Source organism: Methyloversatilis sp., from assembly GCF_030696805.1.
Classification (GTDB): Bacteria; Pseudomonadota; Gammaproteobacteria; order Burkholderiales; family Rhodocyclaceae; genus Methyloversatilis.
Genome location: NZ_JAUYRO010000012.1, coordinates 178,879 through 197,994, shown reverse-complemented (window position 1 = coordinate 197,994; position 19,116 = coordinate 178,879). Strand labels below are relative to the sequence as shown.

The following is a 19,116-nucleotide window of genomic DNA, read 5'->3' as shown; positions in this document are numbered from 1 at the left end:
CCCAACACCCGCATCAAAAAAGAAGCGATTGTCAAACTAGCCGTAGGTTGGGGTGAGCGCAGCGATGCCCAACGGACGAACGGCGCGCCGGCGCATACCTGCGATCCCCTTCCCGGCTGCAGCCCCCTGCAAAACCCCGCTCAGTCCGCCTCGCCGCTTTCCGGTGCGGCGACCGGCAGCTCAGGCACCGGCGCATCCGCCGCTGGCGTCTCGGGTGGCAGTTCCGCCTCGGCGATTTCTTCCGCCAGTTCTTCCTCCGATACCTGCGCCGCGCCAGCCAGCGCAGCCAGATCACCGACCCAGCGGGCGCGCGCGTCGTTGTCGAGCAGATTGAGCTGGTCGATCTCGACCTCGACGCGCGAACGCGGGTCACGCGCCGGCAGGCTGGGCGAGCGCAGCACCAGCGGCACGTGCTCAAGCCGCACCAGCGATTCGCGCAGCACGATCGCCGGCCACACGGTATTGCCCTCGCGCGCCTGCTGGCGCAGCCAGCGCAGGCACCAGTAGCGCTCCATGCCGCGCTGGAAGTCGGCGTAGGCGGCGTAGGCCAGTTCGAAATCGCGCAGCGCCGAAAGCAGCGCCTCGGACTTCGGCGGGAACACCGGCTCTTCGCCGCGCAGCAGCGCAATCATCTGCCACTGATTCACCAGATCGACGTAGCGACGCAAGGGCGAGGTCGACCACGCATAGCAGTCGACGCCCAACCCTTCGTGCGGCGCGGCCACCGTGGTCATGCGCACCTTGCCGGCGCCCTGGGCGCGGTAAAGCGCCGGAATGCCGGCATCGCGCAAATCGCTGCCCCACGTGTTATTGGCGACGATCATCAGTTCGGCGACCAGCTTGTCGAGCGGACTGCCGCGCGCGCGGCGCTGGATGTCGACCCGGCCTTCGCCGTCCTCGGTCGTCTGTGACCAATCAACGTAGAAGTTGAAATCCATCTGGCCGGCGTTGGCCGACGGCTTGCCGCGGCCGGCTTCCAGCACTTCGGCCAGGCGCCACAGCAGCAGCAGTTCGTCACGCCACTCGAATTCGGGCAGTTCGCCGCCGGTGATCGTGTCTTCGTTGAACAGTGGCTCGATTTCGTGATGGCGCAGATTGGCGGCCACGGCGACCTGCTCGATGCGGCTTTCCTTCGCCGTCACGCGCAGGTCGGTTTCGACGTCGAGGTAGAGCGACAGTGCCGGGCAGCTGCGGCCGGCCTGCAGCGTGTAGGTGTCGACTGCTTCGTCCGGCAGCATGGTGATCTTGCGGCCGGGGAAATACACCGTGGACAGCCGGCTGCGCGCGATTTCGCCCAGCGGCGTGCCCGGCTGGATGCCGAGCGACGGCGCTGCAATATGTATACCGATGCGCCAGCCGCCGCCGGCCTTCGGCTGCACCGAAAAGGCGTCGTCGATTTCCGTCGTGGTCGCGTCATCGATCGAAAAGGCGCGCACGCCGGCGTCGGGCAGATCGCCGGCCGGCGGCACGTCATGCGTCGGAAAATCGGTGCCGCGCGGGAAGTACTCGAACAGGAAGCGGCCCAGGTGGTATTCGTGACTGGACGCAAACGCGCCCGCCTTCGCCATCAGGCCAACCACCGACAGGCCGGCCGATGCCGCGGCGGCTTCCACCGCCTTGGTTTCGAGCCGGTTGCGATCCGGCTTGTAGAGAATCTGCGCGCTGCAGGCCGCGATGTCCGGCGGCGTGCGCCCGGCGAGCAACTCGGCGACCCAGCCATCGACCTGCTCCTGCTGCAGCCGCTTCTTTTCAAGACCGGCCAGTGCGGCTTTCAGGATGTCGGGCGGCGCTTTGCGGAAGCGGCCCTTGCCCTTGCGGTGAAAGTACACCGGCGCGGCGTGCAGGCACAGCAGGATGGCGGCGGCCTGTTCGGCCGTCGGTGCGGCGCCGTGGTACTCGCGCGCCAGTTCCTCGAACGGGAATTCGTCGTCGCCGCACACGTCCCACAGGAAAGTGGCATCGAGATCGGCCGCCTGCGCTTCGGCGGCGGCCAGCAGCACGCCCGGCTCGGGGCTGGCGAAACGCAGCAGCACATTGGCCGCCTTCACTTTGGAACGCTTGCCGCTCGGCAGTTCGACCTGCAGCGACGACACGCTGTCAGTCATCACGGAGCCGGCACGGAAGTGGCCGTCCTCTTCGAAAAGAACATTCATGAAGCGGGTACGGAAGAACTCGGACCGCGATTATCGCGGATAAGCGCCGCCCGGGGTCTGCGCGTTGTCGCATTGCGGCAAAAACCCGGAAGCGGCGGACAGTCGACGGCTACAATCGCCTGCCAGCCGCTGCACTGATCACCCTGCCTGAACGACACCCTCTGTGGCCGAACACGACGAAATCCTGCCGGTTGATGCAATGCAACGTCGCCTGAAAGAGGTGAGGTCGCTGCTCGACCGTCAGAAACGCGTCGAAAGCCTGCTGCACCGTCAGGAAATGCCGCGCCACGATCTGGTGGAAACGCTGGTCGTCAAGCAGCACCACAGCGAGCTGACGAAAAAGCTCGACACGATGCACCCGGCCGACATCGCCTACATCCTGGAAGCGCTGCCGCCGGAAGACCGGCTGCTGGTGTGGGATCTGGTGCGCGCCGACCGCGACGGCGAAATCCTGCTCGAAGTGTCGGACGCGGTGCGCGAATCGCTGATCGACGCGATGGAGCCGAAGGAACTGGTGGCCGCGGTCGAACAGCTGGACGCCGACGAACTGGCCGACCTGGCGCCCGATCTGCCGACCGAGGTCATGCAGGATGTGTTCAGTGCGCTCGACGTGGAAGAGCGCGAACAGTTGCGTTCGGCCATGTCCTACCCGGACGATTCGGTCGGCGCGCTGATGGATTTCGACATGGTCACCGTGCGCGAGGACGTGACGCTCGAAGTGGTGTTGCGCTATCTGCGCCGCTTTGACGAACTGCCTGACCACACCGACCAGATCTTCGTCGTCGACCGCGAAGAAAAACTGCGCGGCGTGCTGTCGTTGAGCACCCTGCTGATCAACGACGGCGAAGTCGAAGTGGCGGCGGTGATGCACGAACACCCGCTGGTTCTGCACGCCTCGGACGATGCCGAATCGGCGGCCCAGGCATTCGAGCGCTATGACCTGGTGTCGGCGCCGGTGATCGATCACCACGATCAGCTGATCGGCAGGCTGACCGTGAACGAGGTGATGGACTTCATCCGCGAACAGTCGGAAGAGGAACTGCTGGCCCAGGCCGGACTGCGCGAGGAAGAAGATATTTTCGCGCCCATCATGGATTCGGTGCGGAACCGCTGGGCCTGGCTGGCGATCAATCTGGGGACTGCGTTTTTCGCTTCGCGCGTGATCGGCGCCTTCGAAGGCTCGATAGAGAAACTGGTCGCGCTGGCTGCGCTGATGCCCATCGTGGCCGGCATCGGCGGCAATTCAGGCAACCAGACCATCACGATGATCGTGCGTGCGATCGCGCTCGGCCAGATCGCACCCGATGCGGCACGCCGGCTCTACCGCAAGGAAATGGGCGTGGCGCTGATCAATGGCATCGTGTGGGGCGGCTTGCTCGGCCTGCTGGCCGCATGGCTGTACGATTCGTGGGCGCTAGGCGCGGTGATGAGTGCGGCGATGACGCTGAACCTGCTGCTGGCCGCCTGCATCGGCGTGACGGTACCGATCGTGTTGGCGCGGCTCGGCCGTGACCCCGCGGTCGGTGGTTCGGTGCTGATCACCGCAGTCACCGACTCCGGCGGCTTTTTCATCTTTCTGGGGCTGGCCACCCTGGTTTTGCTCTGATCGGGACCGTCAATGCGCATCCGCTTGTTTACTGCCAGCCTTGCCCTGATGATCGCCGGCGCCAGTGCCGAAGCGGCGGACCGCGCGCTGACCGTCACGTGTGCCGAAGCGGGCGCGCTGCAACTGACCGTGCCGGACACCTGGTCAGTCGAGGAAAGCCGGCACGATGTGCGCATGCCACCAACGCTGACCGTGTCGGCGCCCGACGGCAAGGCGCAGTGGGTGGTGACTGCGGTCTGGAAGGCGGCCGATCGCAAGCCGCCGTCAACGCTGGATGAAATCCGCACCCGCGTGGCGCGCACCGCACAGACCGTCGGCGCGGCCGATGCGCCACTGCAGCCGGTGCCCGCAAGCGCACCTGCCGGTTACTTCTTCGACGCCGGTGGCGACATTACGCCAGAGCCGTTCTCCATGCTGCGTCAGGGCATGCTGAAGGTGGGCGAGCTGACGGTGAGCTTCACCGCAATGGGTGCCGCCGGCCGCAACGCCGATCAGGACGCGCTGGTGGAGCGGCTGGCCCGGGCGACGCACCGCCGTTGAAGCGTGGCGCCGATCAGGCGTTCCACAGTTTCCACAGCATGTGCGCGGCCAGCGCGATCAGCAGCAGCGAAAACAGCCGCTTGATCAGGGGCACCGGCAGCCGGTGCGCGGCGCGCGCACCGAGCGGTGTCGTGAACAGGCTGGCCGCGACGATGGCGACCAGCGCCGGCAGGTGCACATAGCCCAGCACCTGCGGCGGCATGTCCGCCACCCCCCAGCCATTGAAGATGTAGCCGGCCGTGCCGCCGAGCGCGATCGGCAGGCCGAGCGCGGCCGACGTACCGATGGCCTGGCGGATGTCGCGGTTGCACCAGGTCAGGAAGGGCACCGTCAGCGCGCCACCGCCGATGGCCACCAGTGCCGACACCACGCCGATGCCGCCGCCGGCCGCAATCAAACCGCCTGACCCTGGCAGCTGGCGCGACGGCTTCGGCTTGAAGCCGATCAGCATGGTCAGTGCGACATAGCCGATGAACACGGCGAAGATGAGCGACAGCGCCTGGGTCGAAACCTCGCGCGCAATGAAGGTACCGACCAGCGTACCGATCAGCACACCGATGGTCATGGTGCGCATGGTCGGCCAGTCGACGGCGCCATGCGCATGGTGCGTGCGCAGACTGATCGCGGCCGACACGACGATGGCGGCCATCGAGGTGCCGAGCGCCAGATGCAGGATGTGGTCGGGCGTGACATGCAGTCGTTCGAACAGGCTGACCAGCATCGGCACCAGCACCGCACCACCGCCAATGCCCAGCATGCCGGCGAAGAAGCCGACGACGGTACCCAGCAACAGGCAGGCGAGCACGAATTCGGTATCGGGAAAGAACATCATGGTGCGCTGCAAAAAGCCGCTATCTGAACACAGGCAGTACCGCGATCGCAAAGCCGGCGTTGCGCAGAAACACACAGGGCACCCGCAGGTGCCCTGTGACGATGACGGCTGCGGGCCGGGTCAGCCGGCGATGGCCAGCTTGCCGCGCTTGTCCGACAACGTGCGCGCCAGCAGCGACACCAGCGCGTAAACGGCGTCGATATTCGGCGTCGCGATGCCGGTGATGCGGCCCAGTTCGCGCACCGAACCGACCAGCGCTTCAAATTCGAGCGGGCGGCCGGCTTCGACATCCTGCAGCATCGAAGTCTTGTGCGCGCCGACCGCTTCGGCGCCGGCGATGCGCTTGTCGAGTGCGATCTTGAATTCCACACCGAGCTTTTCGCCGACCGACTGCGCCTCGCGCATCATGTTGGCGGCCAGTTCGCGGGTCAGCGGGAAGCGGCAGATGTCTTCCAGCGTGGCGTGCGTCAGCGCCGAAATCGGATTGAAGCTCAGATTTCCCCACAGTTTGACCCACATTTCGGAGCGGATGTCCTTCGACACCGGCGACTTGAAGCCGGCGGCGATCATGGCCTGCGATAGCGCCTCGATGCGCGGCGAGCGCGAACCGTCCAGCTCGCCCAGCGTGAAGCGGTTGCCTTCGATCAGCTTGACGACGCCCGGCTCGACCAGTTCGGAGGCCGGATACACCACACTGCCGATGACCCGCTCGACTTCGATGTTCGCGGCGACGATGCCGTCCGGGTCGACCGAGGTGACCGGCGCACCTTCGTAATCGCCGACCAGCTTGTGGAAGTACCACCACGGAATGCCGTTCTGCATCGTCACGACCATCGTGTCCGGGCCGAACAGCGCGCGCATGTCGGCGGCGACGTCCTTCACCTGATGCGCCTTGAGCGTCAGCAGGATCACGTCCTGCACGCCGGCGTCCGTCATCTTCTGCACGCCGCGGATGTCCGGTGCATGCTCGACCGTGCCGTCTTCCAGCATCAGCGACATGCCCTTCGCCTGGATGGCGGCGAGGTTGGGGCCGCGTGCGATGCAGGTCACTTCGTTGCCGGCACGCGACAGCTTCACGGCCAGATAACCCCCGATGGCGCCTGCGCCAACGACTGCAATCTTCATCTTTCTCATCTCCCTTGAGGGCGCAGCGGCACGCCGGATACCGGCCGCGCCGCCGCCAGCCGCGCCCGGCCGTCGTGCGGCGGGCGCGGCGGTTTTCAGATCACGTACGGCGGCGCAGCTGGTGCTTCAACACCGGCACGATGGGCCACAGCAGCATCACGAACGACAAGGTCATCAGGCCGCCGACCAGCGGATTCGCCCAGAAGATGTCCAGGCTGCCCTGCGACAGCAGCATCGACTGGCGGAAGCTCGATTCGGCCATGTCGCCCAGCACCAGCGCGAGTACCAGTGGCGCCAGCGGATAGCGCAGCTTCTTGAACAGGTAACCGAATACGCCGAACACCAGCATCATCACCACGTCGAAAATCGAGCTGTGCACCGTGTAGGCGCCGATCGCGCAGATGACGATGATGATCGGGCCGATGACCGAGAACGGAATGCGCAGGATGGCTGCCCACCAGGGCACCGTGGTCAGCACGATGATCAGGCCGACGATGTTGCCCAGATACATCGAGGCGATCAGGCCCCACACGAAGTCGGGCTTCTCGGTGAACAGCAGCGGACCGGGCTGCAGGCCCCAGATCAGCAAGCCGCCCAGCAGCACGGCAGCGGTCGGCGAGCCCGGAATGCCCAGCGTCAACATCGGCAGCAGCGCCGACGTACCGGCTGCGTGCGCTGCGGTTTCCGGCGCCACCACCCCTTCGATGTTGCCCTTGCCGAACGAGTCCTTGTCCTTCGCGCCGCGACGGGCCAGGCCATAGGCCATGAACGAGGCCGGCGTGGCACCGCCCGGCGTGACACCCATCCAGCAGCCGACCAGCACGGAACGGATCGAGGTTTTCCAGTAGCGCAGCAGTTCGGCCCAGGTCTTCAGCACCACGTCGAGCTGGATCTTCGCGCTCTTGCCCTTGAACGCCAGACCTTCTTCCATCGTCAGCAGGATTTCGCCGATGCCGAACAGGCCGATGACCGCGATCAGGAAGTCGAAACCCTTCAGCAGTTCCGTCACGCCATAGGTCATGCGCAACGTGCCGGTCACCGTATCCATGCCGACCGCAGCGAGCGCGAAGCCCAGCGCCATGACGGCAAGCGTCTTGGCTGGCGGTTCCTTGCTCATGCCGACGAAGGAACAGAAGGTAAGCATCTGCACCGCGAACATTTCCGCCGCACCGAACTTCAGCGCGAAGCGCGCAACCAGTGGCGCGAGGAAGGTGATCAGCAGCACGGCGAAGAAGGCACCGACGAAGGACGACGTGAATGCCGCCGTCAGCGCAGCACCGGCACGGCCCTGCTGGGCCATCGGATAGCCGTCGAAGGTGGTCGCCACCGACCACGGCTCACCCGGAATGTTGAACAGGATCGATGTGATCGCGCCGCCGAACAATGCGCCCCAGTAGATGCAGGACAACATGATGATGGCCGACGTCTGATCCATCGAAAAGGTCAGCGGCAGAAGGATGGCGATGCCGTTGGCACCGCCCAGACCCGGCAGCACGCCGATCAGGATGCCCAGCGTGACGCCGAGCACCATGAAGCCCAGGTTGGGCAGCGTCATCGCGACGCTGAACCCGTGCATGAGGTTGTTGAGTTCGTCCATCTCGGTCTCGGAGGATGTGTTCTTGTGGTGTCACAGACCGAGCATCAGCTCGATCGGACCTTTGGGAAGCGGCACGAGAAACCAGCGCTCGAACAGCAGGAAGGCGCCCAGCGGCACGCCGATCGCAGTCATCGCAGTGACCAGCCAGCCGAACTTGCCATGCACCTTCATGAAGAAGGCGATCAGCACCAGCGACGAAAGGTAGATGCCAAGGAACACGACGGCGATCACGTAGATGGTCAGCGGCACCAGCATCTGCATCACCAATCTCAGTTCGGTCCAGCTGGCGAACTGCGGCTGCGCACGCTTGAACTTCATCAGCGCGGTGATCAGGATCCAGCCGCTTGACGCCAGCAGGATGCAGCCGATGTAGAACGGGAAGTAGCCGGCGCGCGGGCCTTCACCCTCTTCCCAGCCTATGCCGACGCGAATGCTGTCGATGACCGCGACAACTCCCATGGCGAACAGAAACAGCGCGACCAGTATTTCCGGCCAGCGGTTGGACAAGCCGGCTTCAGCGGCTTCCTCGGATCGCTCCATCACGAATCTCCAGAATGAAAACAGGGCGCATGCATCTTTGCGGCGGGCGATTAAATGAACACGGGCGGGATGACCCGCCCGTGATGCGTACTTGCTTGAGGCGGTTTACTTGGCGAGGAAGCCGGCGTCCTTCATCAGGCCGTAGTGCATCGCTTCGGTCTTGCCCACCCAGTCGGCGAATTCCTTGCCGCTCATGAAGGTCTGCTTGAATGCGCCCTTCTTCATGAAGTCGGCCCATTCGGGTGTTTCACGCACCTTCTTGAACAGATTGACGTAGAAATCAACCTGCTCCTGGGTGACCCCCGGAGCGAGGAAGATGCCGCGCAGCATCAGGTATTCGATCGGCACACCGGCGCTCTTGCAGGTCGGGATGTCGGCCCACGACTGCGTTTCCGTCACTTTTTCGGTGTAGGTCAGCTTTTCGGTGTCCATGATGCACAGCGGACGCAGCTTGCCGCCGCGCCAGTGGGCTTCGGCTTCGATCGGATTGTTGACGGTCGAATTGACATGACCGCCGACCAGCTGCACCGCCACGTCACCGCCGCCCTTGAACGGCACATAGATGATCTTCTTGCCGGTGGCCTTGTCGATCATCGCGGTGATGATCTGGTCTTCCTGCTTCGAGCCGGTACCAGCCATCTTGAAGGTGCTGGCCGGCTTGGCCTTGATGTCGTCGATGTATTCCTTGGCGGTCTTGTACGGCGCGTCGGCATTCACCCACAGCACGAACTGGTCAAGGGCGAGCATGGCGCCCGGCGTCAGGTCACGCCAGTTGAACGGAACACCGGTCGCCAGCGGCGTGGTGAACAGGTTCGACAGCGTGATGATGATCTTGTGCGGGTTGCCCTTCGCACCCTTCACTTCCAGAAAGCCTTCGGCACCCGCGCCACCCGACTTGTTGACGACGACCAGCGGCTGCTCCATGAGCTTGTTCTTGGCCACGATGCCCTGGATGAAACGGGCCATCTGGTCGGCGCCGCCGCCCGTGCCGGCCGGCACGACGAACTCGACCGGCTTGGTCGGTTCCCAGGCGTGTGCGGCACCGGTCAGGCCGATCGCTGCAACCGCAGATACCAGAGCTCTTGCGGCCCAGTTCTTGAACTCGATCATTGCACTCTCCTCATTGGATATTGTTGATGACAGTACTGCGGGAAAAGCCCTGGATCAGGTACCCAGACCCAGCTTCTGTGCCAGCCCGATACGTTGCAGCTTGCCGGTTGCACCCTTGGGAATTTCGTCCATGAACAGTATCTTGCGCGGCACCTTGAAGTCGGCGAGCTTCGTGGAAGCGAAGGCCTGGATTTCCTTGTCGGTCGCGCTCTGCCCTTCACGCAGCACAACCACGGCACCGACTTCTTCGCCCAGCTTCGCGTGCGGAATGCCGAACGTCACGACCTGGGCGACCGCAGGGTGGTCCATCAGCACTTCGTCGACTTCGCGCGGCGAAATCTTCTCGCCACCGCGATTGATGATTTCCTTCAGGCGGCCGGTCAGCGACAGATAGCCTTCTGCGTCCTTGCTGCCCTGGTCACCGGTGCGGAACCAGCCGTGGGTGAAACCTTCCTTGTTCGCCTTCTCGTTGTTTTCGTAGCCGGGCGTCACGTTGGCGCCGCGGATGACGATTTCGCCGATCTCGCCAGCCGGCAGGATGTTGCCGTCGTCGTCCATGATTTCCACTTCAGGGCCGGCCGCCAGGCCGACCGCACCAGGCTTGCGCGGGCGCGGAGGCAGCGGGTTGGACGCCATCTGATGCGACGCCTCGGTCATGCCGTAGGCTTCGATCAACGGCGCGCCGAATACTTCTTCCAGCTCGCGGATGACCTGCGGCGGGATCGACGACGACGACGAACGCAGGAAGCGCAGGGGGTTGCGGGCAATCGTTTCCTTGTTGCGCGACGCGCGCGACAGGATGGCCTGGTGCATCGTCGGCACTGCGGTGTACCAGGTCGGATGCGCTTCATCCATCCAGGAGAAGAACTTCAGCGCGTCGAAGCCGGGCGTGCAGAACACCGACGCACCGGCGGACAGCGGCGCCATGATGCCGGCGATCAGGCCGTGGATATGGAACAGCGGCATGATGTTCAGTCCGCGGTCCTTTTCGGTGAAGGCGAGCGTCGCGCAGATGTTCTGCGCCGAGGCCGACACGTTGCGCTGGGTCAGCGGGACGATCTTCGGACGGGAGGTCGTGCCCGAGGTGTGCAGCACGAGTGCCACATCGTCCGGCTGCGCACTGCCGGGATGGGCCGGCGCAACCACATCGGCCGCCTCGCGCGGCTCCAGCGTGAAATCTCCCGCGGCGTCGTGCGCCACCAGATCGATGACCCGAACACCCAGCTTCTTTGCCACTTCGATCGCCGGCGAAACGCTGCCGCGATCAACCACGAGAGCCCTCGCGTTCAGGTCTGACAGATAGAACTCGAATTCTTCCGCGCGGTAACCGGCGTTGAGCGGTGCGGCCGTGGCACCGGAGGCGATGCTGATGAATGCGCTTGCCATGTCCGGGCCGTTCGGCAGCACGATGGCGACGCGATCGTTGCGACCGATGCCGAGCGCGTTCATTCGTGCGATGGTGCGTGCCATCAAGGCACGCAGCTGACCGAAGCTCAGGTCCGGGCGCGCCGGCGCAGACAGCGCGACCGATGCATCGGCGCCGGTGGAAAACAGCTCGATCAGCGTGGAAGTGGCCGACATACAGACTCCGTAAGACAGTTTGAAATTCAGGAAGCCGCCAATGACGCGCTTCGGGGTTCCGCAGACGCAAGCCGACAGGTCACCGCGGACAACCGCTGCTCCGCAAAAGCAAAACAATGGGGGATATGAGTGTCGTCCATAACGAACGATCGTTCAAGCCATGCCCGCACCAAGCGATCAGCTTATGCAAAACTTTGCTGCAAAAATCCTGAGTTGGAACAGTCTGTGGCAGATAAGCCACAAGACCTTGGTTGCGATGTGTCTCATCGCCAACCAGAGGCGGTCACCTTGGTGACCGTACCGCGCGCCCGGGGTGGTGGGCTGTCGGTAGGGGGACCCCCGCGCATGTCGCTAGGCCGGCATCCTGAACCGAGGGTTCAGAGCGGCTGCGTTCCTGCCGCATCAGGCCAGCCCGTGAAGGGCCGGCACAACAGCGGCGTCCTAGGTTCGCAACCTCATGCCAATCAACATTGGTTCAAGGAATCTATGACCTTGGCGAACACCGCAGGGGATTGATGCTCAGGGCGTTGAGCCCTGACACAACCGGCATCTAGAAAAGCTTTTCCTGACTGGAGAGCACTTCTTCGATGCGCGATTGCATGGAATTTATTCTACGCCGCAGCGGCACCAAATCAACACCGCCGGTCGCCTGTATCTGAAAAATTTCGTGTGCCAGATTGAGCGCGCACATCACCGCAAGTCGCTCCCCGGACGCGCGCGTCGTTTCCGCAAGATCGCGCATCCGGCGCTCGACCAGTTCGACCGAAGCGTTAAGCGCCTCGCGATCGCCTTCCCGACATTGCACCCGATATTCGCGGCCCAGTATCGTGATTTCAGTAGTTTCCGCCTGCGCGGGTTCACGGCTCATTCCTGTGGCAACCTTTCGAGCAGACTGCTCACCTTCTCGCGTGCCGCTTCGACCTTGTCGCCCAGCACCCTGTTCTCGCCTTCCAGCGCCGCCACCCGGTTGCGCAGAACGATGTTTTCATCGTGCAGCGCACCGAACCGACCCAGAAGGATGTCGAGACGGTCGCCCAATTGATTGATATCGTGATCCATCGGCGAACTATAGGGGGGCGCCCATCGGGCGGTCAAGACACATGCCGGTCGGGCGGCGGCACAAAAGAAAAAGCCACTCGCAGGAGTGGCTTTTTCAGGTGGGCGGCGGGGGCAAGCCCGCCGGGCACTGCGATCAACGCGCCAGTTCGGCCGTGTCGAGGTGCTTTTCGACGGACGTTTCGGCGACGCGGCCGCTGTCCACCTTGCGGGTGAACACCCAGCGCGACGGTGTACGCACGAAGGCGTAGCCGGTCCTGGCATCGATGAACACCTTGTAGTCTTCGGGGTGTCCGACCGCCTTCGATGTTACGGGCGCATCGGCAGACGCCGCAAAGGCCGAAAGTGAAAGGCTCGCAGCGAGCAGGATACGGAGTGCAGTGGTTTTCATGATGAAGCTCCCAGCAAGTTAAAAAGCAGTTGTTAAGTTCAATGTAGTGCACTGCAGCAACTCTTTCAACCCCGCGCTAGTAATGAATTGTGAAGAAATTTGTAGTTTATTTTTGCGGCGCAGCACAGTGGATCGCTAGCTCAGCACTGTGTGTCAGTGGTGCGACTCGGACCGGTGCGCCGGCCTGTTTCCGTGATGCCGCCGGCGGCACACCATGAGCGCAATGTTCCGTTTGAGTGATCCGCTCCACCTCTACCTGGTGCGTCATCCGAAGCCGGCCGTGGCGCCGGGACTCTGTTACGGCATCACCGACCTCGACGTCGCCGAAGATCCGGTGGCCTGCGCGGATCGTCTGCGCCCGCTGCTGCCGACGGATGTGCGCACCGTCAGCAGCCCGCTGCAGCGGGCGCGCCTGCTGGCCGATGCCCTGCATCCGGCGGTCGAAACCGACGAGCGGCTGCGCGAACTCGACTTCGGCGAGTGGGAAATGAAGCCGTTCAGCGACATTCCGCCGCACGGCTTCGACACCTGGGGCAACGCCCTGATCGACTTCCGGGCGCCAGCCGGCGAGCTGTACGCCGACATGGCGGCGCGCGTCTGGACCGCGTTCGAGGCGCACCGGCACGGCACCGATGCGCTCGTACTGGTCGGCCACAACGGGCCGATGCGCGCGCTGACCGGCACGCTGCTCGGGCTGCCGCCCGAGCGCTGGCTGAATCTGGAATTCGACTTCGGCCACCTGACACATCTGACGATCGGTCCGCTCGGCGCCAAACTGCGCGCATTCAACCGCTGAGCGCGCTGCACCTATAATCCGCGCTTCTCAGCAGCTGACCCGCCATGACTTCAGTCCAGGTTTCCAGCCGCGCGATCTATGTGCGCCTGCTCGGTTACGTGCGTCCCTACTGGGTGGCTTTTGCCGTCGCACTGCTTTGCATGGCGCTCACCGCGGCGGCCGAACCGGTATTTCCGGCCATCATGAAATCGCTGCTCGACGGCGGTTTCGGCGGCAGTGACCCGGATGCCGTGTGGTTCTATCCGGTGCTCATCGTCGCGCTGTTCGCCGCGCGCGGCATTTTCGGCTTCATCGCCGACTACGCCTTTGCCTGGGCCGCCAACAACGTGGTGCTGGACCTGCGCCGCGCGATGTTCGGCCGCCTGCTGGCGCTGCCGACCGACTTCTTCGACAACCACAATTCCGGCGCGCTCATTTCCAAGGTCGCCTACGACGTGCAGGGCGTGACGCAGGCGGCGACCAATGTCATCACCGTATTCGTGCGCGACACACTGACCGTGGCCGGCCTGCTCGCCTGGCTGCTGTGGCTGGACTGGAAGCTCACGCTCATCGTGCTCGGCATGCTGCCGCTGATCGCCATCGTGGTTCGCCTGAGTTCGCGCCGCATCCGCGAATCGGCGCGCGGCGCGCAGACCGCCATGGGCAGCATCGCGCACACGCTGGAAGAAACCATCGAAGCGCACAAGGTGGTCAAGATATTCGGCGGCCAGGATTACGAACTGGGCCGTTTCGATGCGGCCTGTCGCAAGCAGCGACGGCAGAACATGCGCAACATCGTCGCCGCGTCGCTGGTGTCGCCGATGACCCAGGTGCTGACCGCGATGGCGCTGGGCATCGTCATCGCGGTGGCGCTGCACGACTCGGCGAGCAACCGCACGACGGTCGGCAGTTTCATGGGCTTCGTCACCGCCATGCTGATGCTGCTGGCGCCGCTCAAGCGACTGACCGACGTCAATGCGCCGCTGCAGCGCGGGCTGGCGGCGGCGGAAAGCGTGTTCCAGCTGATCGACGAACAGGCCGAGCGCGACACCGGGACCGTCGAGATCGAGCGCGCGCTCGGCCGCATCGACTTCGACCAGCTCGGCTTCGGTTATCCGGGACGCGACGAACGCGTGCTGCAGCACATCGATCTGACCATCGCGCCGGGCGAAACGGTCGCCCTGGTCGGCGCATCCGGCTCCGGCAAGACCACGCTGGCCCATCTGCTGGCGCGCTTCTACACGCCGGGCAGCGGGCGCATCCTGCTCGACGGTCACGACATCCAGAATATCCGGCTGGCCAGCCTGCGCGCCAACATGGCGCTGGTGAGCCAGGACGTGGTGCTGTTCAACGACACCGTGGCGGCCAACATCGCCTACGGTGCGCTGCGCGACACTGATCGCGGCGACATCGAAGCCGCTGCGCGCGCGGCTTACGCGCTCGACTTCATCCAGGCCATGCCGGAAGGTTTCGACACACTGATCGGCGAAAACGGCGTCAAGCTGTCCGGCGGCCAGCGCCAGCGGCTGTCGATCGCGCGCGCGCTGCTGAAGGACGCACCGGTGCTGATTCTCGACGAAGCGACGTCGGCGCTCGATACCGAATCGGAGCGGCAGGTGCAGGCTGCGCTCGAAGTGCTGATGAAGAACCGCACCACACTGGTCATCGCGCATCGGCTGTCCACGATCGAGCGGGCCGACCGGATCGTCGTGATGGACCGCGGCCGCATTGCCGAAATTGGCCGCCACAGCGAGCTGCTGGCAGCTGGCGGCATGTACGCCAACCTCTACCACTCGCAGCTCGGCGCCGACTGAGCCGCACCGGTCAATTCACGCCGCAAGGCCGCATCGGCTTATAGTAATCGGGCCGAGCCATGCGCCTACTGCGCCGGCGGCACTCGAAAGGTCACACCATGAGCAAGGAACGAAACAGCGTGAAGGCGACAAAGAAACAGCCGGCGTCGACACCGAAGGAAAAGAAGGCCGCCAAGCAGGCGAAGAAGAATGCGTCGGAACTGATGCAGCCGCTGATCAAGCCGCACTGAGCAGGACGTTCATTCCGCGCGGATCGCGCGGATGCCGAGCGAGAAGGTGCCCGCCTGACGGTCGGCGATCATCAGGCCGATCTGCCGCGCGCGTGACGGGTCGAGCGGCGGCGCACCCATGACGTTGCGACCGCGGAAGGTCGCGCGGAACGCCGCCACCGGCAGATGCACGGTCGCCCATTGACCGGCTGGCGGTTCGAAGCTGATCTGATGGCTCAGGCCATCGAAATCGTCGTCGCAGCGCAGGCTGAGCTTGTAGCGCTTGCCGTCGCCGAGCACCACGAGCGCGTAGTGGGTCGCACCCGGTTCGGCGATATTGCCCGGCTGGGCGCGCACCGAGGCGAAGCCGCCGTTGCGTTCCAGCGAAACGATGCCCTCGAATACCGCGTGCCCGGTGGGGTCGGGCCGCAGCCGGCTGCGCGACATGCCGCCCATCACGCCATCATCGATCGGCGACCAGTCATTGACTGTATCGGCCTTGCCAAAATCAAATAGTTTGCGCGCCATGACTTCATTGTAAGGGGCTTGGCCCGGCAGACAATCGTCGCGACCCGACGCGTCGCCCAGCCCGGTTGTCCGGCCGCCTCACACAACTGTTGTCTCCTCAGTCATCCAGCTTTACCGCACGCACCGCGGCCACACCCAGCGCACCGCGGGCGCCCAGTATCGCCGCGAGCGTCGAGGCTGCCAGCATGGCGAACACAATGACGGCGAGCCAGCCCCAGGGCACCACCCAGTCCATGCTCCAGTGGAAGGACTGGCGGTTCACGACTTCAATCAGCAGCGCACTCATCGCGAACCCGGCGACCAGCCCCAGCAGCAGACCGGGCAACGCGGACAGCAGCCCTTCTGCCGCGAGTTGCGCGGCGATCTGCTTGCGCGTGCAGCCGAGGTGGCGCAGCAGCCCGAACTCGCGCGCGCGCGCGCTGGCCGAAGCAGCAAACGCGGCGGCGATGCCGGCGAGGCCGATGAGCGCCGACGCCGCTTCGAGCGCATAGGTCGCGGCGAAGGTGCGGTCGAACACGCCAAGCGACAGGCGTCGCACCTCGTCGCTCGACGTCAGTTCCAGCGCCTCGCCCTTGCCGCTGGCATCGCGCAGCCCACGCGCGACGTCCTCTTCATCGGACCCTGCGTCGAGCCACAGCCCGAAATCGTCGGCAGCGGTGTCACCGGTCAGCGCGCGATAGCGCGCCAGATCGATCACCACCGCGCCGTGCTGGCGCGCGTAGTCACGCCACAGGCCGGCGACCTCGACGCGCAGCGACTGCCCGGCGACCGGCAGATCGACCTCACGGCCGGGCACCCAGCCATACAGATCCGCCATCGCCTCCGACGCCCACACCTGAGGCAGCGCCCCCGATGCCACCGACCCACCGACGCGCGGCAGCACGCGGCCGGCATCATCCGGCAGCGGCCGGGCGATCAGCGCGACGGCCGGAAGGTCTGCGCTCAGCAACAGGCTCTGATGGCGGATGGCTTCCAGCCGTTCGACACCCGGCACTGCCGCCAGCCGCGCTTCGATGTCCTCCGCCCATGGTCGATCTCGATCGCCGCGCAGGTACAACTCGGCCGGCAGCACGTCGGTCAGCCAGCGATCGACCGAGCTGCGGAAGGACGACACCATGACGGCCATCGCGACGATCAGTGCCGTGGCGGCGAGCACGCCGGCTGCGCTGCGCGATGCAAACCCGGGTTCGGCCATCAGCCGCGCCCGCGCAAGATCCAGCGGTACGGCCGAAAACGTCGGCAAGCGCCGCGCCAGCGCCCGGGCCAGTGGCGGCACGGCGAGCACGGCAGCGACCAGCACGCAGGCAATCGCCGCATAGCCGCCCAGCGGCAGTCCGGCCAGTGGTGGCAGCGACGCAGCGGCGACGCCCAGCAGCAGCGCGATCAGTGCCGCCACTGCGCGGCGGGTGCTTCCCAGCGTGTGCAGCGGCGGGCCGAAATGCCCGGCCCGCAACGCCTGCGCGGGCGCAATCATCAGCGCATCGCGCGCCGGCCAGGCGGCGCCGGCGGCCGCGCTGGCCACGCCGAGCAGGCCGAAGCCGACGCTGGCCGCGATATCGAATGACAGCGCCGGCGCCACGCCGGATACCAGTCCGGCGCCCAGATCGGCACCGATCAGCGTCAGCGCGAGCGCCGCCAGGGCGTGACCAAACGCGATGCCCAGCAGCGCGCCGCACGCACCCAGCAGCGCGCCCTCGCCGATCAGCATCCGGAACAGCTGCGCGCGGGTGAGCCCGGCCGCCCGCAGAAAGGCGATTTCGGCCGTGCGCCGCGCAATCGCCGCTGCCTGGGTCGCTGCCACCAGAAAGCTGCCGACCGCCAGCGCGATCAGCGCCAGCAGACCCAGATTGACGCGGTAGGCGCGCGACAGCCGGTCCGCCCGCTCCAGCGCCTGCGCCGGGGTTTGCCAGTGCACGCCCGGCGGCAGCACGGCCGCAATGCGCGCGGTCGCGTCGGCGCGATTCACACCTTCACGCAGGCGCAGTGCGACACGGCTGATCTGACCGATGGTGGCCAGCCGCCACTGCGCCTCTCCGATATCCATCACCGCCAGCACGGCGCCGCTGCCGGCCGATGGCAGCCAGCCGGCGATGGTGAAGGACGTGCCGTCGCGCCCGAGCATCAGCGTCTGCCCCGGCTGCACCCCGAGCGCCTGACCGGCCGCGGGGCTCAGAAAGACCTGACCGGGCTCAAGCAGGCGTCCGATGTCGCCAGCCGGCGGCAGCAAGGTCGGCTGCACCGCCGCCGCGCGAAAGGCGTCGACGCCGATGACGCGCAGCTTCAGCGTGTGCGCGCCGACCGCAACGTCAAGTTCGCGCTCGACCAGCGGGCTGGCGTATGCCACGTCGGGCAGGCGGGCGAGCAAGGGATAGACCGATTCGTCCATGCCGCGCGCTGCGACCACTTCCAGATCGGCCGAGCCCGACACCGCGCGCAGGCCGGATTCGAACTCGTCGAGCGCGGCCCGGTGAATGGCGGATACCGCCACCCCGAGCGCCACGCCGAGCGCGATGGCCAGCAGCGCAAGCCGGCTTGCGCCGCGCCAGGCCGAGCGACACAGCAGCTCAAGCATCGACGTGCGCGTCGGCCGGATGCAGGCGGCCGTCGCGACCCAGCCTGAGCACGCGGTCCGCGGTGGCCGCGACGGTGGCCGAATGGGTGACCAGCAGGCCGCAGGCGCCGCCCGACTTCACGGCATCGCGCAGCAGCGCGGCGATCCGCTCGGCGTTGTCGGCGTCCAGATTGCCGGTCGGCTCGTCCGCCAGCAGCAGGCGTGGCTGGTGCACCAGCGCGCGCGCGATCGCCACGCGCTGCAGTTCGCCACCGGACAGTTGCGTCGGACTGTCATCGGCACGGTTCGCCAGCCCGACCGTTGCCAGCTGCGCAAGCGCCCGCCGGCGGCGCTCGCGCAGCGACACACCGGCCAGCGCCAGCGGCAGCGCAACGTTGTCACGCAGGCTCAGCCAGGGCAGCACATGGAAGGCCTGGAACACGAAGCCGACCCGGGTGCGCCGCCACACGGTGGCGGCGTCATCGTCCAGCGCCGACACCTCGACCCCGTCGAAACGCACACGGCCCGCATCCGGGCGATCGAGTGCCGCCACGACGTTGAGCAGCGTGGATTTGCCGGAGCCGGATTCGCCGATCACCGCCACATGCTCGCCAGCGGCGATGTCAAGGTCGAGCGCCTGCAGCAGCACGCGCGACGGCGCCCCGGGCAGGGTCTTGCAGAGGGCAGTCAGGGAAAGCACGGCGGATG

18 protein-coding genes and 1 other RNA gene are annotated in these 19,116 nt (G+C 65.7%); 5 read left to right on the top strand and 14 right to left on the bottom strand.

Going from position 1 to position 19,116, the window contains the following annotated elements:
- Positions 1-140 precede the first annotated feature (140 nt).
- The gene (locus Q8R75_RS01915; RefSeq protein WP_305626790.1) at positions 141-2,153 is read right to left on the bottom strand and encodes an RNB domain-containing ribonuclease; all 2,013 of its coding nucleotides are present in this window, start codon (positions 2,151-2,153) and stop codon (positions 141-143) included.
- A gap of 163 nt (positions 2,154-2,316) precedes the next feature.
- Here Q8R75_RS01915 and mgtE point away from each other — a divergent pair, with 163 nt between their 5' ends.
- Positions 2,317-3,759, top strand: a complete 1,443-nt coding sequence (gene mgtE, locus Q8R75_RS01910; protein ID WP_305612348.1) for a magnesium transporter — start codon at positions 2,317-2,319, stop codon at positions 3,757-3,759.
- 12 nt (positions 3,760-3,771) lie between these two features.
- On the top strand, positions 3,772-4,299 hold the full coding sequence (locus tag Q8R75_RS01905) for a hypothetical protein (RefSeq protein ID WP_305612347.1): 528 nt from the start codon (positions 3,772-3,774) through the stop codon (positions 4,297-4,299).
- 13 nt (positions 4,300-4,312) lie between these two features.
- Here the strand turns inward: Q8R75_RS01905 and Q8R75_RS01900 are convergent, their stop codons facing one another.
- From Q8R75_RS01900 to Q8R75_RS01855, 10 genes are all read right to left on the bottom strand, one after another.
- The gene (locus Q8R75_RS01900; RefSeq protein ID WP_305626793.1) at positions 4,313-5,128 is read right to left on the bottom strand and encodes a sulfite exporter TauE/SafE family protein; all 816 of its coding nucleotides are present in this window, start codon (positions 5,126-5,128) and stop codon (positions 4,313-4,315) included.
- A gap of 123 nt (positions 5,129-5,251) precedes the next feature.
- Positions 5,252-6,256 (bottom strand): 2-dehydropantoate 2-reductase, encoded by a 1,005-nt coding sequence (locus tag Q8R75_RS01895; RefSeq protein ID WP_305612346.1) that lies wholly within the window; start codon positions 6,254-6,256, stop codon positions 5,252-5,254.
- Between the two features lie 100 nt (positions 6,257-6,356).
- Entirely contained in the window at positions 6,357-7,853 is a 1,497-nt protein-coding gene (locus Q8R75_RS01890) for a tripartite tricarboxylate transporter permease (protein ID WP_305612344.1), read from the bottom strand.
- Positions 7,854-7,883: 30 nt separating this feature from the next.
- Positions 7,884-8,393 carry a tripartite tricarboxylate transporter TctB family protein gene (locus tag Q8R75_RS01885; protein ID WP_305612343.1) on the bottom strand — a complete coding sequence of 170 codons (510 nt, stop codon included), beginning with the start codon at positions 8,391-8,393 and terminating at the stop codon, positions 7,884-7,886.
- 105 nt (positions 8,394-8,498) lie between these two features.
- A complete protein-coding gene (locus tag Q8R75_RS01880; protein ID WP_305612342.1) occupies positions 8,499-9,503 on the bottom strand; it encodes a tripartite tricarboxylate transporter substrate-binding protein in 1,005 nt (334 codons plus the stop codon).
- A gap of 54 nt (positions 9,504-9,557) precedes the next feature.
- The gene (locus tag Q8R75_RS01875; RefSeq protein ID WP_305612340.1) at positions 9,558-11,084 is read right to left on the bottom strand and encodes an acyl--CoA ligase; all 1,527 of its coding nucleotides are present in this window, start codon (positions 11,082-11,084) and stop codon (positions 9,558-9,560) included.
- Positions 11,085-11,416: 332 nt separating this feature from the next.
- A non-coding RNA gene (gene ssrS, locus Q8R75_RS01870) (6S RNA) lies at positions 11,417-11,598 on the bottom strand.
- Positions 11,599-11,634: 36 nt separating this feature from the next.
- Positions 11,635-11,952 (bottom strand): cell division protein ZapA, encoded by a 318-nt coding sequence (locus Q8R75_RS01865; protein WP_305612338.1) that lies wholly within the window; start codon positions 11,950-11,952, stop codon positions 11,635-11,637.
- Positions 11,949-12,179 (bottom strand): hypothetical protein, encoded by a 231-nt coding sequence (locus tag Q8R75_RS01860; RefSeq protein ID WP_305612337.1) that lies wholly within the window; start codon positions 12,177-12,179, stop codon positions 11,949-11,951. The genes Q8R75_RS01865 and Q8R75_RS01860 overlap by 4 nt, the downstream gene beginning before the upstream one ends.
- A 97-nt stretch (positions 12,180-12,276) precedes the next feature.
- A complete protein-coding gene (locus tag Q8R75_RS01855) occupies positions 12,277-12,531 on the bottom strand; it encodes a hypothetical protein (RefSeq protein WP_305626787.1) in 255 nt (84 codons plus the stop codon).
- Between the two features lie 214 nt (positions 12,532-12,745).
- On the opposite strand from Q8R75_RS01855, the gene Q8R75_RS01850 reads away from it, so the two are divergent.
- The 3 genes from Q8R75_RS01850 to Q8R75_RS01840 all read left to right on the top strand — a co-directional run bounded on the left by Q8R75_RS01850 (position 12,746) and on the right by Q8R75_RS01840 (position 15,350).
- Positions 12,746-13,327 carry a histidine phosphatase family protein gene (locus Q8R75_RS01850; protein ID WP_305626785.1) on the top strand — a complete coding sequence of 194 codons (582 nt, stop codon included), beginning with the start codon at positions 12,746-12,748 and terminating at the stop codon, positions 13,325-13,327.
- Positions 13,328-13,371: 44 nt separating this feature from the next.
- Positions 13,372-15,120 carry a lipid A export permease/ATP-binding protein MsbA gene (msbA, locus tag Q8R75_RS01845; RefSeq protein WP_305663489.1) on the top strand — a complete coding sequence of 583 codons (1,749 nt, stop codon included), beginning with the start codon at positions 13,372-13,374 and terminating at the stop codon, positions 15,118-15,120.
- A 98-nt stretch (positions 15,121-15,218) separates the two neighbouring features.
- The gene (locus tag Q8R75_RS01840) at positions 15,219-15,350 is read left to right on the top strand and encodes a hypothetical protein (RefSeq protein WP_257078996.1); all 132 of its coding nucleotides are present in this window, start codon (positions 15,219-15,221) and stop codon (positions 15,348-15,350) included.
- Positions 15,351-15,359: 9 nt separating this feature from the next.
- Here Q8R75_RS01840 and Q8R75_RS01835 read toward each other — a convergent pair whose 3' ends face one another.
- From Q8R75_RS01835 to Q8R75_RS01825, 3 genes are all read right to left on the bottom strand, one after another.
- Positions 15,360-15,857: a CIA30 family protein gene (locus tag Q8R75_RS01835; protein WP_305612328.1), complete on the bottom strand. Its 498-nt coding sequence runs from the start codon at positions 15,855-15,857 to the stop codon at positions 15,360-15,362.
- 97 nt (positions 15,858-15,954) lie between these two features.
- Positions 15,955-18,429 (bottom strand): FtsX-like permease family protein, encoded by a 2,475-nt coding sequence (locus tag Q8R75_RS01830; protein ID WP_305612326.1) that lies wholly within the window; start codon positions 18,427-18,429, stop codon positions 15,955-15,957.
- Positions 18,422-19,108: an ABC transporter ATP-binding protein gene (locus Q8R75_RS01825; RefSeq protein WP_305612321.1), complete on the bottom strand. Its 687-nt coding sequence runs from the start codon at positions 19,106-19,108 to the stop codon at positions 18,422-18,424. The genes Q8R75_RS01830 and Q8R75_RS01825 overlap by 8 nt, the downstream gene beginning before the upstream one ends.
- Positions 19,109-19,116: the final 8 nt, after the last annotated feature.